At 70.9% G+C, this 14,924-nt stretch carries 14 protein-coding genes; 4 read left to right on the forward strand and 10 right to left on the reverse strand.

Annotation, left to right across the window (positions count from 1 at the left end; translation table 11 throughout):
• The first annotated feature begins 65 nt into the window (after positions 1-65).
• Positions 66-611, forward strand: a complete 546-nt coding sequence (locus FHT37_RS19940; RefSeq protein ID WP_091730396.1) for a single-stranded DNA-binding protein — start codon at positions 66-68, stop codon at positions 609-611.
• Positions 612-734: 123 nt separating this feature from the next.
• Here the strand turns inward: FHT37_RS19940 and FHT37_RS19945 are convergent, their stop codons facing one another.
• From FHT37_RS19945 to FHT37_RS19955, 3 genes are all read right to left on the reverse strand, one after another.
• Positions 735-1,802 (reverse strand): beta-propeller fold lactonase family protein, encoded by a 1,068-nt coding sequence (locus FHT37_RS19945; protein WP_221211168.1) that lies wholly within the window; start codon positions 1,800-1,802, stop codon positions 735-737.
• A gap of 81 nt (positions 1,803-1,883) precedes the next feature.
• Positions 1,884-2,339, reverse strand: coding sequence for a VirK family protein (locus FHT37_RS19950; protein WP_183483848.1), 456 nt, complete (start codon positions 2,337-2,339; stop codon positions 1,884-1,886).
• A 194-nt stretch (positions 2,340-2,533) separates the two neighbouring features.
• Complete coding sequence (locus FHT37_RS19955; RefSeq protein ID WP_183483850.1) at positions 2,534-3,415, reverse strand: aldo/keto reductase family oxidoreductase; 882 nt, start codon at positions 3,413-3,415, stop codon at positions 2,534-2,536.
• 117 nt (positions 3,416-3,532) lie between these two features.
• Here FHT37_RS19955 and FHT37_RS19960 point away from each other — a divergent pair, with 117 nt between their 5' ends.
• Positions 3,533-4,429 carry a LysR family transcriptional regulator gene (locus tag FHT37_RS19960; protein ID WP_409072717.1) on the forward strand — a complete coding sequence of 299 codons (897 nt, stop codon included), beginning with the start codon at positions 3,533-3,535 and terminating at the stop codon, positions 4,427-4,429.
• A gap of 69 nt (positions 4,430-4,498) precedes the next feature.
• Here the strand turns inward: FHT37_RS19960 and FHT37_RS19965 are convergent, their stop codons facing one another.
• The 7 genes from FHT37_RS19965 to FHT37_RS19995 all read right to left on the reverse strand — a co-directional run bounded on the left by FHT37_RS19965 (position 4,499) and on the right by FHT37_RS19995 (position 10,524).
• Positions 4,499-5,185 (reverse strand): YoaK family protein, encoded by a 687-nt coding sequence (locus FHT37_RS19965; protein WP_183483854.1) that lies wholly within the window; start codon positions 5,183-5,185, stop codon positions 4,499-4,501.
• Complete coding sequence (locus tag FHT37_RS19970; RefSeq protein ID WP_183483856.1) at positions 5,182-5,634, reverse strand: DoxX family protein; 453 nt, start codon at positions 5,632-5,634, stop codon at positions 5,182-5,184. Before FHT37_RS19970 ends, FHT37_RS19965 begins: the two co-directional genes overlap by 4 nt.
• A gap of 79 nt (positions 5,635-5,713) precedes the next feature.
• The gene (locus FHT37_RS19975) at positions 5,714-7,612 is read right to left on the reverse strand and encodes an amidohydrolase (protein WP_183483858.1); all 1,899 of its coding nucleotides are present in this window, start codon (positions 7,610-7,612) and stop codon (positions 5,714-5,716) included.
• Complete coding sequence (locus FHT37_RS19980; protein WP_183483859.1) at positions 7,605-7,943, reverse strand: XapX domain-containing protein; 339 nt, start codon at positions 7,941-7,943, stop codon at positions 7,605-7,607. The genes FHT37_RS19975 and FHT37_RS19980 overlap by 8 nt, the downstream gene beginning before the upstream one ends.
• Positions 7,944-7,972: 29 nt before the next feature.
• Positions 7,973-8,626 carry a hydrolase gene (locus tag FHT37_RS19985; protein WP_091730426.1) on the reverse strand — a complete coding sequence of 218 codons (654 nt, stop codon included), beginning with the start codon at positions 8,624-8,626 and terminating at the stop codon, positions 7,973-7,975.
• 97 nt (positions 8,627-8,723) lie between these two features.
• On the reverse strand, positions 8,724-9,713 hold the full coding sequence (locus FHT37_RS19990; RefSeq protein WP_183483861.1) for an alpha/beta fold hydrolase: 990 nt from the start codon (positions 9,711-9,713) through the stop codon (positions 8,724-8,726).
• A 178-nt stretch (positions 9,714-9,891) separates the two neighbouring features.
• Positions 9,892-10,524 (reverse strand): response regulator transcription factor, encoded by a 633-nt coding sequence (locus tag FHT37_RS19995; protein ID WP_183484223.1) that lies wholly within the window; start codon positions 10,522-10,524, stop codon positions 9,892-9,894.
• 178 nt (positions 10,525-10,702) lie between these two features.
• Between FHT37_RS19995 and FHT37_RS20000 the strand changes: the two genes are divergently transcribed.
• Positions 10,703-11,470 (forward strand): response regulator transcription factor, encoded by a 768-nt coding sequence (locus FHT37_RS20000; protein ID WP_183483863.1) that lies wholly within the window; start codon positions 10,703-10,705, stop codon positions 11,468-11,470.
• Positions 11,471-11,693: 223 nt separating this feature from the next.
• A complete protein-coding gene (locus FHT37_RS25705) occupies positions 11,694-14,909 on the forward strand; it encodes a sensor histidine kinase (RefSeq protein WP_183483865.1) in 3,216 nt (1,071 codons plus the stop codon).
• Positions 14,910-14,924 lie beyond the last annotated feature (15 nt).

Below are 14,924 nucleotides of genomic sequence, written 5' to 3' on the forward strand. Positions count from 1 at the left end.
GGCGATGGGCGGCGCCGAGTTTCCCATTCCGAACATTCAACGACACGCAAGCGAAGGCAACCCTCATGGCCTCGGTCAACAAAGTCATCATCCTCGGCAACCTGGGCCGTGATCCCGAACTCCGCTACACGCCCAGCGGCAGCGCGGTGTGCAACGTCAGCATCGCGACGACGCGCAACTGGAAGAGCCGTGAAGGCGGTGAGCGCCAGGAGGAGACCGAATGGCACCGCGTGGTGTTCTACGACCGCCTGGCCGAGATCGCGGGCGAGTACCTGAAGAAGGGCCGTCCGGTCTATGTCGAGGGTCGCCTGAAGACCCGCAAGTGGCAGGACAAGGAAGGCAAGGACAACTACACGACGGAAATCATCGCCGAGCAGATGCAGCTGCTGGGCGGCCGTGAAGGCGGCGGCGACGACATGGGCGGCGGCGGTGGTGGTGGCTACAGCCGTGAGCGCTCGTCGGAGCGCGGCAGTGGCGGCAGCGGTCGCGACAGCGGCGACTTCGACGCACCGCGCGCGCCGGCCCCGCGCGCCGCGGCGCCTCGCGCCCCTGCCCCCGCGCCGAAGCCGGCGACCGGCTTCGATGACATGGATGACGATATTCCGTTCTGATCGATAGCGATCCCGGCTGTGCCGGGGTCGGATGATCAAGATGAAGGAAGCCCGTTGGCGTACACGCCGCGGGCTTTTTCCTTTTCGAGCCGGACGCCCACCTTCAGCCGAAATGGCCGTCGCTCAGGGCAGGTCCATGATCTCGATCCAATTCGCGGCCCGTCCCACCGGTTGCCGGCCGATCAGCCGGAGCGCGCCCTTGTCCGGATCGATGCGGTACACCGACAGCCGCTCCGATTTCTCTCCGGCCACGAGCAGGAACTTCCCGGTCGGATCGATGCGGATGCCACGCGGCTGCGTTTCCGTCGGATAGGCGCCCACCAAGCTCGGTTTGCCGGACGCCGCGGCAAGCGTCAGCAACGAGATCGTGCTGCTCGTCCGTTCGGACGTGTACATGAACCGGCCGTCCGGCGTGATGGCGATGTCGGAGGACCAGATGCGTCGCTGCTCGTCGCTCGCCGGCACCGTCAGCGTGGTCGAGAGCTCGGTGAGCGTCCCCCGATCGCGATCCCTCCCGAACTGGATGACGTTGCCGCTCAGCTCGCTGATCACGTAGAGGAATCGCCCGTCGGGGGAGAACTCGATGTGCCGCGGGCCGTTGCCCGGCTTCGTCTTGACGAGCGGCGGATCGAGCGGCGTCAGCGTTCCGCTGGCGGCGTCGAATCCGAACTGCAGGAGCTGATCGCTGCCGAGGTTGGTGACGTACAGGAAGCGATTGCCGGCGTCGATCCGGATGCTGTGTGCCTTCTCGCCGGTGGGCAGGACCTGGATGGCGCCCTGCTCGACCAGGCCGTCCTTGATCGCGCTGATCGCGATCCGGCTTCCGTCATAGGAGGCCGTGAACAGGAAGCGTCCGGTCCGGTCGGTGGACGCGTAGGCCATGCTGGCCGGGAGTGGCGCGTCGGCCTTCTGGCGCAAGGCGCCGCTGGCGGCATCAATGTCGTAGCTCAGCACGCGGAATGGCTCGGAGCGCACGACTGCGTACAGATGCCGTCTGGCGGGATCCACAGCCATCGGCATCACGAGCTTGCCAGCCGCCGTCTTGCCCAGCGGCGTGAGCGCGCCGGCGGCGTCCATCTCGAACGCGTCGATGACGCCGTCCTGCGCCGCGGAGACATACACGTAGGTCTTGGCCGAGACCGGGACGGCGGCGGCGATCGCCATGGCGGCGGCGCTGGCGATCTTGATCATTCCACTTCTGAGCTTGCGCATCGACTCTGCTCCGGGCCTGTAATGAATGCTGGTGCGCCCGCATTCTGCCGGCGCGGAGTGTCACCAGCCGCGACGTGCGGTCCGGAACTCCACGCCATTGCCGATGGTGCAGTTGAAGCTCGACTGGCTCACGAGGGCGTAGTCCGGCAGGTTGAAGAGCACCTGACGGAAGTTCACGCTGCCATCGACCTTGACCTGATAGCGCAGCGTCTGGAACAGCGGCGCGGCGCTGTCGGACGCCGTGAAATGCGTGTCGGCGAAGGAGATGGTCCCGTCGGGCAGGACGCGATAGGCATCGATGGCCAACAGGCCACCCTTGGTCTGCGACGGCCGGCCGCCGGCCTGGGGCTGGCAGCGGCTCAGGTCGATGGTGACGGAGACCTTCTGGCCTGCGTCGAGCGCCTCCAGGAGCGCTGCAGGTTGGTTGAGCGTGGTCGTCGGCTCGGCGTGGCTGAGGGCGGCGGCCAGCAGCAGGGGCAGCAGGACGAGCGATTTCTTGGGGAACGCGGAGGTCATGGGAATGGTCGGTGGCGTTGAAGAGAACGTCAGCGTGCCATGTCTTGCCTGGCTGGAGAGTGGCCAGGCGCCGCGTTCTCGGCCGAGTTTGCAATCAGCGGTTGAAGCCGGTAAACGACTGAAATTGTCTCGATGGAAGTCTCTATGGGATCCTCGCCGATCGCAGAGAGGGGCCCCGCATCACCGGCGTCCGGTCATGCGTGTGGAGCGACCTCAGCCATCCGATCCAGACGCCCCACCGCTTCCTCGGGCAACCGCAGTTCAGCGGCCGCGAGGTTCTCCCGCAGATGCTGGACCGATGAGGTGCCCGGAATCAGCACCAGGTTGGGCGAGCGCTGCAGCAGCCAGGCCAGTGCCACCTGCATCGGCGTGGCGCCGAGTTGGCTGGCGACCTCCGACAAGGCGCTCGACTGCAAGGGCGTGAAGCCACCGAGCGGAAAGAACGGGACATAGGCAATGCCGTCCCCGGCCAATTGCCGCACCAGCGCGTCGTCGTTCCGATGGACGAGGTTGTAATGGTTCTGCACGCAGACGATGGCGCAGAGGCGACGCGCATCCTCGACCTGCCGCGCGGTCACGTTGCTCAGCCCGATGTGCTGGATCAGGCCCTGCCGTTGCAGTTCGGCCAAAGCGGTGAGCGGCTCCTCCAGCGAGCCCTCGGCAGGCCCGTGGACGTCCAGCATGCTGCGCAGGTTGACCAGCTCCAGCGACTCCAGACCGAGGTGGCGCAGGTTGTCGTGCACCGCCCTCGTCAGCTCGTCGGCGGACAGGGCAGGCAGCCACGACCCATCGGTCCCCCGCTTGGCGCCCACCTTGGTGGCGATGAGCAGATCCTGGCGATAGGGGTGCAGCGCCTCGCGAATGATCTGGTTGGTGATGTGCGGGCCATAGAAGTCAGCGGTGTCGATGTGGTCGACACCGCGCTCCACGGCCGCCCGCAGCACCGCCACGGCGGCGGCCCGGTCCTTGGGAGGGCCGAAGACGCCGGGTCCGGCGAGCTGCATCGCGCCGTACCCGAGGCGCTTCACGTTGCGGTTGCCGATGCGGAAGGTGCCGGCCTTGTCGAGTGAGTTCATGAGCATGTCCTTTCGAAGGTGGCTCACTCTAGGCAGCGCCGCGGCGTACGATAAGTGGCTCCAATCCGCACGGGTCGTGCGGAAAACAGAACAGTGGCGGGTGCGATGGCGGATCACATGGCCGATCTGGCGGTTTTCGTGGCGGTGGCGCGCGCCGGAGGCTTCCGGCAGGCGGCGCGCGGCGAGGGCGTCAGCGCGTCCAGCCTCAGCGAGGCCTTGCGCAGGCTGGAAGCCCGCCTGGGGGTTCGGCTGCTCCACCGCAGCACGCGCAGCGTCGTGCCCACCGAAGCCGGCGCGCGACTGCTTCATCGGCTGGGGCCCGCGTTGGGCGAGGTGGAAGCGGCGCTCGACGAGATCAACGGATTCCGTGACCGTCCGGCGGGCACGCTGCGGCTGAACGTTCCCGTCAGCGCGGCGCGCCTGGTGCTGCCGGCCCTGGTGCCGCCTTTCCTCGCCGCCTATCCGGACATCCGACTGGAAGTGATCGTCGACGAAGGCTTCGTGGACGTCGTGGCGGCGGGCTGCGACGCCGGCATCCGCTACGAGGAACGCCTGGAGCAGGACATGATCGCCCTGCCCATCGGCCCGCGTCACCAGCGCATGGCGACGGCCGCCGCGCCGGGCTATCTCGCGCGCAGCGGCCGGCCGCTGCATCCCCGCGACCTGCTGCAGCACGCCTGCCTGCGGGTGCGCTTCGCCAGCGGTGCCATGCCGCCCTGGGAGTTCCAGCGCAAGTCGGAGGTCGTGACGGTCGATCCGGCCGGACCGTTGGTCGTGCGGGCCGGCGGTGGCGTGGACCTCGCCATCGATGCGGCACTGGCCGGCAGCGGGGTCATCCACCTGTTCGAGGACTGGCTCCAGCCCCATCTGGCCAGCGGCGCGCTGGAGCCATTGCTGCAGACATGGTGGCGCCCGTTCACCGGGCCGTTCCTGTACTACCCCGGCCGGCGCCACGTGCCCGCGCCCTTGCGGGCCTTCGTCGACTTCTTGCGGACGCGTTACGCCGAAGACTGAGCGGCGGCCTGGGCGCATACCCGCGGCGCACGCGGCGCACGCGGCACCGACGACAGGCCGCTGGCCGGCTTACCCCTTCTTATCCGCCTTCACATCCATCACCACCAGCCCGGCCAGCATCGCCAGCGGCAGCAGCAGCGCCCAGAACTTCCACGCCACATACGCGAATGCGCCCGTCAACGCGCCCACCGCGAAGGCCGCGACCGGCCAGATGAAGCGGCCCAGCCGCTCCCGCACGTCCGGACCGGCCGCGCCGCGCAGCAGGTCCACGCCATCGATCACCACCTGCGTCACGTTGCCCGTCATCACCGTCGTCGGCGTCAGCGCCGGCCAGGCCAGGCGGCCGGCCGCGTTCTGCACGCCCATCGCCGCGGTGATGAACAGGCCCGTGGCCATCGCCCACGGCGCGTCGGGCGCCAGCGCCGCACCCGCCGGCACGCTGCAGATCAGCGCCACCACCAGCAGCGCCGCCTGCATCACCAGCAAGGGCCGGCTTGCCACCGTCTTCGTCCGCTCGCAGCGCAGGGCCACCATCCGCGCCAGTGCCACCGACACCACGAAGGTCGGGAACACCAGCAGCTTCAGCAGCACGCTGCCGCCGCTGGTGCGGCTCAGCTCCGCGCCGATCAGCACGAAGTTCCCGGTCACGTGCGCCGTGAACAGCCCGAACAGCGCCACGAAGCCCACCGTGTCCACATAGCCGCCGATGAAACCCAGCGTCAGGCTGGCCACCAGCAAACGCTTCACGCCCGTCATGCCAGCACCTTCCTTTCCAGCACCGCGATCCGCGCCGCGCAGGCCAGCCCGGCGATCAGGCCCAGGTGCTCGAAGAAGGCGTTCTTGGCCATGAAGCGCGCCTGGCCGCTCAGGTGCCAGAAGTCGTTGGCCACCAGCATCGCCACCAGCGTCAGCACGCCCAGCGCGCCGGCCGCCAGCCAGACCCAGCGGTTCAGGATCAGCAGCAACGCGCCGATCAGTTCCACCGCGATCGCCAGCACCGCCCACAGCACCGCGGGCTGCAGGCCGAAATGCGCCTGCTCCGCCACCGCGCCGGGAAAGTCCATCGCCTTGTCGATCCCACCGATCAGGTAGGCCGACGCCAGGCACAGGCGCAGCATCACCCCGAAGGTGGGCCACTGCAGCACCGCCTCCACCCAGCGCGGTACGGCGGGGGAGAACAGACGGGTGGATCGGTACTCGCTCATCGTGGGGCCTCCAGGTGCCGCCGGTTGTACCCGGCTTCGGCGCGCCGCATCGGGGCGGCTCGTGTGTCCAAGTCCATCATCAGACCGCCCAGCACGCGCATCCCAGCGCGCCCCAGAAGCTCTTCAGGTCGGAGGCGGGCACCTCCGACGCCCAGGCATTCGCATGCGCATGACCATGGACGCCGCAGGCGGTGTCGCAGCACGCGGTGCGCCGCATCGCCGCCTGCAGCGGCTTGCCTTCCGCGCCCCAGGCGCCGTAGCCGCCGTAGCGCCGCACCGGCGACCAGTCCGGCATCGCCGGCGGCGGGGCCGATTCATCCAGCGACGCGAAATCGCCGGCGCCCCACACCACCTTGCCGCCGACCATGGTCAGCAGCGCGCTGGTGTCGGCGATGTCCGACTCCGGGCAGCCGAAGAAGTCGCGGTCCGGCACGATCAGGTCGGCGAGCTGGCCCGCCGCGATCTGCCCCTTGTTGCCCTGCTCGTTCGAGAACCAGGTGACGTTCTCCGTCCACATGCGCAGCGCCGCCTCGCGGTCCAGGCAGTTGCGCTGCGGCGTGATCTGCAGGCCGCCGACGGTGCGGCCGGTGACCAGCCAGGACAGCGACACCCACGGGTTGTACGAGGCCACCCGCGTCGCGTCGGTGCCGGCCGAGACCTTCATGCCCCGGCGCAGCATCTCGGCCACCGGCGGCGTCGCCTCGGCGGCTCGTGCGCCGTAGCGCTCGACGAAGTACTCGCCCTGATAGGCCATGCGGTGCTGCACCGCCACGCCACCGCCCAGCGCGGCGATCCGGTCCATCGAGCGCGTCGAGATCGTCTCCGCGTGATCGAAGAACCAGTTCAGCCCGTCGATCGGCGTGTCGCGATGGACCTTCTCGAACACGTCCAGCGCACGCGAGATCGTCTCGTCGTAGGTCGCATGCATGCGCCACGGCCAGCGGTTCTGCACCAGGATGCGCACCACCTCCTCGAGCTCGCCTTCCATCTGCGGCGCCATGTCGGGCCGCGGCTGGCGGAAGTCCTCGAAGTCCGCGGCGGAGAACACCAGCATCTCGCCGGCGCCGTTGTGGCGGAAGTAGTCGTTGCCCTGCTTGTAGGGGACCGACTTCGCCCAGTTGAGGAAGTCTTCCTTTTCCTGTCCCGCCTTCTGGGTGAACAGGTTGTAGGCCAGGCGGATCGTCAGCTGGCCGGCGTCGGACAGCTGCTGGATGACCTGGTAGTCCTCGGGATAGTTCTGGAAGCCACCGCCCGCGTCGATCGCGCCGGTGACGCCCAGCCGGTTGAGCTCGCGCATGAAGTGGCGCGTGCTGTTGAGCTGGTACTCCGGCGGGAGCTTCGGCCCCTTGGCCAGCGTCGCGTACAGGATGGACGCGTTGGGCTTGGCCAGCAGCAGGCCGGTGGGATTGCCCGCGCTGTCGCGCAGGATCTGGCCACCGGGCGGCTCGGGTGTCTCGCGGGTGTAGCCGACGGCGCGCAACGCCGCGCCGTTCAGCAGCGCGCGGTCGTAGAGGTGCAGGATGAAGACCGGCGTGTCCGGCGCGACGGCATTGAGCTCGTCGATGGTCGGCAGCCGCTTCTCATGGAATTGGTGCTCGGTGAAGCCACCCACCACCCGCACCCATTGCGGCGCGGGCGTGATGTCGACCTGCGCCTTCAGCATCGCCATCGCGTCGGCGAGGCTGCGCACGCCGTCCCAGCGCAACTCCATGTTGAAGTTCAGGCCGCCGCGGATGATGTGCAGGTGGTTGTCGATCAGGCCCGGCAGCACGCCGCGGCCTTTCAGGTCGATGCGGCGCGTCGTCGCGCCGGCCAGCGCCAGGATCTCCTGGTTGCCGCCGACGCTGAGGAAACGTCCGTCCTGGATGGCCACCGCCTCGGCGCTCGGCCGCGTGCGGTCCAGCGTCGTGAAGCGGCCGTTGAACAGCACCAGGTCGGGCGTCATGCCCGCGGTGCGGGAGAAGGAGGTGTCAGGCATCGTGGGACTCCGCGTTCGCCGCCGGGGCCGTGCTCGCGCGCCGGGCGGTGGTCGCCTCGGGCGCCGCGCCGGGGGCCGCCGCGGTCTTCGTCTTCTCGCATCCGGGCATGTGCCCGAACATGTGCGGGCGCAATTTCTGGTCGACCCAGCTGACCTGCGCCGGATCGCGCTGCAGCCACTGGCGCAGCAGTGGCGGGATCTGCTCGCCGGCAAGGATGCCCAGCAGGCCCACCAGCGCGATCACCGGCGGCGCCGGCGACCTCACGTTGAGCAGGCCGTAGATCACGCCGACGAGCAGGCCCACGGCGGCCGACAACACATATGCATTCATGAGGACCGCCTTTGCGCTGCCGTCGAAGCTCAGCCCTCGTGGGCGTTGAACATCGTCTTGGCGTAGTTGATGCCGATGCCGTAGGCGCCGCCGACCTTCTTCGCGATGCCGGTGGTCATGTCGTAGGTTTCGCCACGAGCCCAGTCGCGCTGCAGCTCCAGCAGGTACTGCAGCGAGGTGATCGGCTGCGCGCCGGCTTGCACCATGCGCTCGACGGCGCGGTTGTGCGCTTCCAGCGAGACGTCGCCGCAGGCGTCGGTGATGACGTAGACCTCGAAGCCCTGGTCGATCGCCGACAGCGCCGGACCGACGATGCAGACGCTGGTCCACAGGCCGGCCAGCACGATGCGGTCCTTGCCGATGCGGTTGATCTCCTCGATCACCGCCACATCCTCCCAGGTGTTCATCGAGGTGCGGTCCAGCATCTTCTTGCCGGGGAAGGGCGCGGTGACCTCGTCGAACATCGGGCCGGAGAAGCTCTTCTCGGCGACCGTGGTCAGGATGGTGGACACGCCGAAGCCGGCGGCCGCCTGCGCCACCAGCGAGGCGTGGGTGCGCAGGTTGTTGGCATCGATCGAGTGCGTGGCGAAGGCCATCTGCGACTGGAAGTCGATCATGACCAGCGTGTGGTCGGTGGGGTTCAGCAACTTGGCGCCGGGAACGGCCTTGGCGAGCTTGCTCATGGGGGTCTCCTGGAGGGACGGGGAAACGAAGGTCCGCGCGGCGGTGAAGAACGGCGCGGACCCTCGAGGGGATCGTTGAAGCGGACTACTGGCGGGATCAGGACTTCGCGAAGGCCAGCAGGTCGGCGTTCAGCTGGTCCTTGCTGGTGGCGGCCAGGCCATGGCTGCCGCCCTTGTAGACCTTGAGCGTCGCCTTGGGGGCCAGCTGCACCGACAGCTCGGCGGAGTTGCCGATCGGCACGATCTGGTCGCCGTCGCCGTGGATGATCAGCGTCGGCACGGTGATCTTCTTCAGGTCCTCGGTGAAGTCGGTCTCGGAGAACTGCTTGATGCAGTCGAACTGCGACTTCAGCGAGCCTTGCATGCCCTGCAGCCAGAAGCTGTCGCGCATGCCTTGCGAGACCTGCGCGTTCGGGCGGTTGGCGCCGAAGAAGGGCGTCGTCAGGTCCTTGTAGAACTGCGAGCGGTCCTTCTGCACGCCGGCGCGGATGCCGTCGAAGACGTCCTTGGGCAGGCCGTTCGGGTAGGCGGCGGACTTCATCATCGTCGGCGGCACGGCGCCGACCAGCACGACCTTGGACACGCGCTTGACGCCGTGGCGGCCGACGTAGCGGGTGACCTCGCCACCGCCGGTGGAGTGGCCGACCAGCATCGCGTCCTTGATGTCGAGCTTGTCGAGCACGGCGGCCAGGTCGTCGGCGTAGGTGTCCATGTCGTTGCCGTTCCAGCTCTGGCTGGAGCGGCCGTGGCCGCGGCGGTCATGGGCGATCACGCGGAAGCCGTTCTGGCCGAGGAAGAGCATCTGGTCTTCCCAGGCGTCGCTGCTCAGCGGCCAGCCGTGGGAGAAGACGACGGGCTTGCCGCTGCCCCAGTCCTTGTAAAAGATCTGGGTGCCGTCCTTGGTGGTGACGTAGCTCATGGGGGCTCCTGGTAGGGGGTGTTGGGAGGGGGTGGAGGGGGAGGAAGAGGCCGCGGCCTCGGCGCCGTCGGCCAGCGCCAGCGGCAGCGCCGCGGCGAGCGCGAGCTGGCCGCCCAGCGCGAGCAGGTCGCGGCGGGTGAGGTCCGAGGGGGTCGAAGGAATCGTCATCGAGGGTCTCCGAGGGATGAAGGCATCCTAGGAAACCGATGTCCGGCGCGACAGCCGCCGATGGCGCAGCCAGCGCTCTCCCGTCAGAGGCAGGCGGTGGGCGACCCTTCTCCCTCGACCTCTCCCTCGACCCCTCCCCCCGTGGGGGGAGGGAATGAGCGGGGACGCCCGGGGGAGTTCAGAGGCGCAGCAGGCCGCGCTTGAGCGCCAGCACGACGGCGTGGGTGCGGTCGCGGGCGTCGAGCTTGGACAGGATCATCTTCACGCGCGCCTTGATCGTGTCCTCGGACAGCGAGAGCAGGCCGCCGATCTCGCGGTTGCTCAGGCCCTGCGCGATGTGCTCGAGCACGTCGATCTCGCGCCCCGAGAGCTGCTCCTGGCCGGCGTGCGCGGCGATCTCCTGGGCGACCTCGTTGGGGATCCAGCGGTGGCCGCGATGCACCGCGCGGATCGCGTCCAGCAGCTCGGTGCGCAGCTGCGTCTTGAGCAGGTAGCCCGAGGCGCCCAGCTTGAGCGCCTGCCAGGCCTGGGCATCGGCCTTGAAGGTGGTCAGCACGATGACCCGCGCGCCCGGGCTCAGCGTGCGCAGCCGCGACAGCGCCTCCAGGCCGTCCATGCCCGGCATCTGGATGTCCATCAGCGTGACGTCGGGGCGCAGCCGCTCGAAGGCCTGCAGGCCCTGCCAGCCGTCGGCCGCCTCGCCCACCGGCGCCATGTCGGGCTGCTCGCCCAGCACCGCGGCGATGCCCTCGCGCATCAGCGGGTGGTCGTCGACCGTCAGGACGCGGATGGGTTCGGGCGCGGGCAGCATGGCGGCGATCATAGGGCGGCCCCCTTCGGGGCGTCCCTCTTCCAGGGGGCCATTACCCTTTCGGGTAGCGGGCATCGACTCGACCGGGGCTATCGCGGTGCAGCATGGCTTCCGATGATCGGCGCAGTCCTCCGGCGCCCCCGCGCCACCGCCCTTCACCGCCCCCCGGGAGCTGTCCATGTCCCTGATCGAGCGTCCCCCCGCCGTCCTCGACGCGATCGTCGTGCATCGCAATCCGCTGCTGCGCGCCGGCATCGCCGCCGCGCTGTCGCCCTTCTTCCGCGCGCACGACACCGGCGACGACGGGCTGCCGTCCGGCTTCCCGTCGCTGGGCGCGGCGGGGCCAGGCAGCCGGAGCACGTCGGTGCGGTTGGTGATCGCGGATCACGAGGGCGCACTGCAGTCGCTGGCCGGCGTGCCGCGCCGCGGCGGCGCCGGCACGGCTTCGGGCGGCGTGCCCGCGCCGCAGTGGCTGGTGGTGAGTCCGGTCACGCACGGCGGCCGCGTCCGTCATGCGATGGCGGCGGGCGTGCTCGGCTACGTGCATGCGGCCTGTGCGCTGGAGGAACTGCGCGACGCCGCCCGCGCCGTCGCGGCCGGACGGCGTTATCTCTGCCGCACTGCCGCTGGCGCCGTGGCCGAGGGCTGGCTCGGGGACGAGCTCACGCCGCGCGAGCGCGACGTGCTGCGCATGCTCTGCCTGGGCCTGGACAACAAGTCGATCGGGCTGCGGCTGGGCGTCGCGGCGGGCACCGTCAAGACGCATGTGAAGACGCTGCTGCAGAAGCTGGGCGCGCGCAGCCGCACCCAGGCCGCCACCGAGGCGCTGCGCCGCGGGCTGCTGGACGACGAGCCGGTGGCCGACGATCCGGTGCCGCTGCCGGCGCGTCCGTCGCGCGGCGCCGCGCAGGGGCTCTACCGGCTCCAGCCGCTGCCGGCCGCATGACCGGGACGACGCGCGCTTGACCGCAGGGGGCCCGGGTCGGCACAGTCGCCGGCCGGCATGGCGCCGGACGGAGGGAGGTCGAGTGGCGAGGTGGTGGATCGGATGGATGCTGGTGGTCGCGCTTGCGGCCACTGCCGCGCCAGCCGCGGTTCCCGCGACTGGGCTCGCCGGTGCGCACGGGTCCGGCCAGGCCACGACCGCCGCTGTCCCTGCCCCAGCCTCTGTGCCTGCCGCCGCCGCTCGCGCTGCAGTTCGTGCCGCTGCGCCCGCTGCCGCCACTCCCGCTCCAGCTCCAGCTCCGACTGCCGAGGGCCTGCCCGATTTCTCCCACCGCTCCTGGAACGTCCGCGACGGCGCGCCGGCGGATGTCTGGACGCTGGGCGGCGGGCGCGAGGGGGTGCTGTGGCTGGGCACCGGCATGGGGCTGTACCGCTTCGACGGCCTGCGCTTCGAGCGTTACCGGCCCGGCGACCAGCCGCTGCCGGCGTTCAACATCAACGCCTTGCTGGTCGACGAGGACCGCACGCTGTGGATCGGCCTGTTCGAAGGCGGCGTGCTGCGCCTGCGCGACGACGGCGTGACCCGCTACGGCGCGGCGCAGGGGCTGCCCGGCGGCCGCGTGCTGCGCCTGGTGCGCGCCAGCGGGGCGCTCTGGGCCGCGGCGGGCAAGGGCCTGGCGCGTTTCGACGGCCAGCGCTGGCAGCGCATCGGCGAAGCGCAGGGCTATCCCGCGGCCGGCGCCGAGTACCTGTTCCGCGACCGCCAGGGCACCCTGTGGGTCAGCTCCGGCGAGCGCCTGTACCGGCTGGCCGCCAATGCCGAGCGCTTCGAGGACACCGGCGTGCCGCTGGGCCGCAGCGCGGTGATGGCGCAGGACGGCCAGGACCGGCTCTGGATCGCCGACGGCCGCGGCGGCGTGCGGCCGCTGGGCGTGCCAGGATCCTGGCGCTCGTGGGCGCAACTGCCGGACACCGCGCCAGCGCCCGCGCCGGTGAGGATGGACGACCTGGCCGCGGCACCGTTCTCCCCCAGCGTGGTGTCCGAGCGCGACGGCCGGCCGGCGACGCTGGTCAAGCAGATGCTGTTCGCCAGCGACGGCGGGCTGTGGGTGACCGTCAACGGTCGCGGCGTGTTCCGCACCGAGGCCGCGGACGCGGCCCGCCTGATGGCGGGCGAGCAGCTGGACTGGTCGCGCGGGCAGTGGTTCACCGTCGCCGACGGCCTGGGCTCGTCCATCACCGTGCCGCTGGTGGAAAGCGACGACGGCGAGATCTGGGTCGGCACCAACGTCGGCGTCAGCAGCCTGCGCCAGCACCGCATCCGGCGCGTCACGCGGCTGGAGGATGCCGCCTCGACCGGCTTCAACGTGCAGCCGGACGGCAGCGGCGTGCTGCTGTCGAGTTCCTCGGCGAGCTGGCGGGTCGATCCGCCTGGCGGTCCGGTGCGCGAGACCGGCATCGATCCGCGGCCGAGCTCGCGCCGGCCGGCCACGCAGGCGGTGCGGGCGACCGACGGCTCGCTCTGGCTGTGGGACAACGAGACGCTGTGGCGCTCGCCGCCGGGCGGGCGCTGGGAGCGCTGGGCCCAGCCGCTGCCCGCCGGGACGCGGGCCGCCGCCAGCGGCATGGCCGCCGATCCGACCGGCGGGCTGTGGCTGTCGCTGCACGAGGTCGGCGTGTTCCACGCCACGCGCGCCGGCATCGCCCGCGTCAGGGAAGGCGAGCTCGACGGCCAGCCGCCGGGCTCGCTGGCGGTGGACGCGGACGGGGCCGTGTGGTTCGGCCACGACGGCGTGCTCACCGCCATCGACGACCTGGGCCGGCGCCTGCGCTTCGGACCGGAGCAGGGCCTGCGCACCGGCCGGATCCTGACGGTGCGCAACACCCGCCACGGCCTGGTCGTCGCCGGCGAGAACGGCGTCGCGCTGGGGCGGGATGGCCGTTTCGCCACCATCCCCATCGAGCGTGATCCGGCCTTCGGCCGGGTGTCGGGCATCGTCGAGTCCTTCGACGGTGACCTCTGGCTCAACGGCGGCCGCGGCCTGGTGCGACTGGCCGCGGCGGAGGTGCCCGCGCTGTTCGAGGCCTCGGCCAGTCCGCTGAGCTACCAGCTGCTGGACGCGGCGGACGGCCTGCCCGGCATCGCCCGTCAGGCCTCGGCGACGCCGACCGCGGTGCGCGACGCCCGCGGCCGGTTGTGGTTCGTGACCAACCTCGGGGTGGTCTGGCTGGACCCGGCGCGCACGCCGCGCAACTCGCGCGAGGTCGGCGTCGACGTGCAGGCGCTGATGGCCGGCGGGCAGAGCTATCCGGCCGCGCAGGGCCAGCAGCTGCCCCAGGGCACCAATGCGCTGACGCTGCGCTACGCCGCCCGGGTGCTGAGCAAGGCGGAGCAGGTGCGCTACCGCTTCCGGCTGGTGGGCGTCGACGCGGACTGGCGCGACGCCGGCACGCAGCGCGAGGCGACCTACGCCAACCTCGGTCCGGGCGACTACCGCTTCGAGGTGCTGGCCTCCAATCCCGACGGGCTGTGGAGCCGCCGGCCGTCGGTGCTGGCTTTCCGCATCGCGCCGGCGCTGCACGAGTACGCCGCCTTCCGCTGGGGACTGGCGTTGGCGCTGGTGGGGGCCATCTGGGGCGGGTATCGCCTGCGGGTGCGGGCGCTGCAGGCGCGGCTGCGGATGCGGCTGGAGGTGCGCCATCGCGAGCGGGAGCGCATCGCGCGAGACCTGCACGACACGCTGCTGCAGGGCTTCCAGGGGCTGCTGCTGGGGCTGGATGCGAGCGTGCGGCGCGTGACCGACCAGGCGCTGCGGCACAAGATGGAGCGCGACCTGACGCGGGCCGAGGGGCTGCTGGCCGAAGGGCGCGATCGCGTCGGCCAGCTGCGTCAGCGCATCGACGACGAGGACGCCGCCGAGCGCGGCGGCTGGGGGGATGACGACGAGGGCGACGACGACGCAAACGGCGGCGAGCGCCGGGGCTCGGACCGTCGGTTGGCCGAGCGGCTGGCGCGCGCCGGCCAGGACCTGGTCCGGCCGCCGGGCCAGTTCCGGATCCGGGTGACCGGCACGCCGCGGGCGCTGGCGGCCTCGATCGAGGATGAAATGCTGCTGATCGCGCGCGAGGCCCTGACCAATGCCGACCGCCATGCGCGGGCGAGCGAGGTGAGCCTGGAGCTGGACTACCGCGCCGACGGCCTGACGCTGACGGTGCGCGACAACGGCATCGGCCTGCCGCCGGACTGGGAGGCGCGCCAGCCGCGCGACGGGCGCTACGGCATGTGCGGGATGCGCGAGCGGGCGCGCCTCATGGCGGCGTGCCTGTCGGTGCGTAGCGCGCCGGGCGCCGGCACCGAGCTGGTGTTGCACGTGGCCGATGCGCCACGCGCCGGCTGGCGGGCGCGCTGGCGGCAGCAGCGCGCGGCCGTCTCCCCGTGAAGTCCCCGAGGGTCA

It is taken from the genome of Mitsuaria sp. BK037, assembly GCF_014193045.1.
Lineage (GTDB): Bacteria > Pseudomonadota > Gammaproteobacteria > Burkholderiales > Burkholderiaceae_C > Roseateles.

Coding starts and splice junctions, on each gene's coding strand:
- FHT37_RS19975 (WP_183483858.1), bottom strand. CDS start 7,612: ATGCCTGACACCTCCTTCTCCCGCACCGCGGGCATGACGCCCGACCTG.
- FHT37_RS19985 (WP_091730426.1), bottom strand. CDS start 8,626: ATGAGCAAGCTCGCCAAGGCCGTTCCCGGCGCCAAGTTGCTGAACCCC.
- FHT37_RS19955 (WP_183483850.1), bottom strand. CDS start 3,415: ATGAACTCACTCGACAAGGCCGGCACCTTCCGCATCGGCAACCGCAAC.
- FHT37_RS19940 (WP_091730396.1), top strand. CDS start 66: ATGGCCTCGGTCAACAAAGTCATCATCCTCGGCAACCTGGGCCGTGAT.
- FHT37_RS19995 (WP_183484223.1), bottom strand. CDS start 10,524: ATGCTGCCCGCGCCCGAACCCATCCGCGTCCTGACGGTCGACGACCAC.
- FHT37_RS20000 (WP_183483863.1), top strand. CDS start 10,703: ATGTCCCTGATCGAGCGTCCCCCCGCCGTCCTCGACGCGATCGTCGTG.
- FHT37_RS19965 (WP_183483854.1), bottom strand. CDS start 5,185: ATGACGGGCGTGAAGCGTTTGCTGGTGGCCAGCCTGACGCTGGGTTTC.
- FHT37_RS19980 (WP_183483859.1), bottom strand. CDS start 7,943: ATGAATGCATATGTGTTGTCGGCCGCCGTGGGCCTGCTCGTCGGCGTG.
- FHT37_RS19945 (WP_221211168.1), bottom strand. CDS start 1,802: ATGATCAAGATCGCCAGCGCCGCCGCCATGGCGATCGCCGCCGCCGTC.
- FHT37_RS19970 (WP_183483856.1), bottom strand. CDS start 5,634: ATGAGCGAGTACCGATCCACCCGTCTGTTCTCCCCCGCCGTACCGCGC.
- FHT37_RS19950 (WP_183483848.1), bottom strand. CDS start 2,339: ATGACCTCCGCGTTCCCCAAGAAATCGCTCGTCCTGCTGCCCCTGCTG.
- FHT37_RS19960 (WP_409072717.1), top strand. CDS start 3,533: ATGGCCGATCTGGCGGTTTTCGTGGCGGTGGCGCGCGCCGGAGGCTTC.
- FHT37_RS19990 (WP_183483861.1), bottom strand. CDS start 9,713: ATGACGATTCCTTCGACCCCCTCGGACCTCACCCGCCGCGACCTGCTC.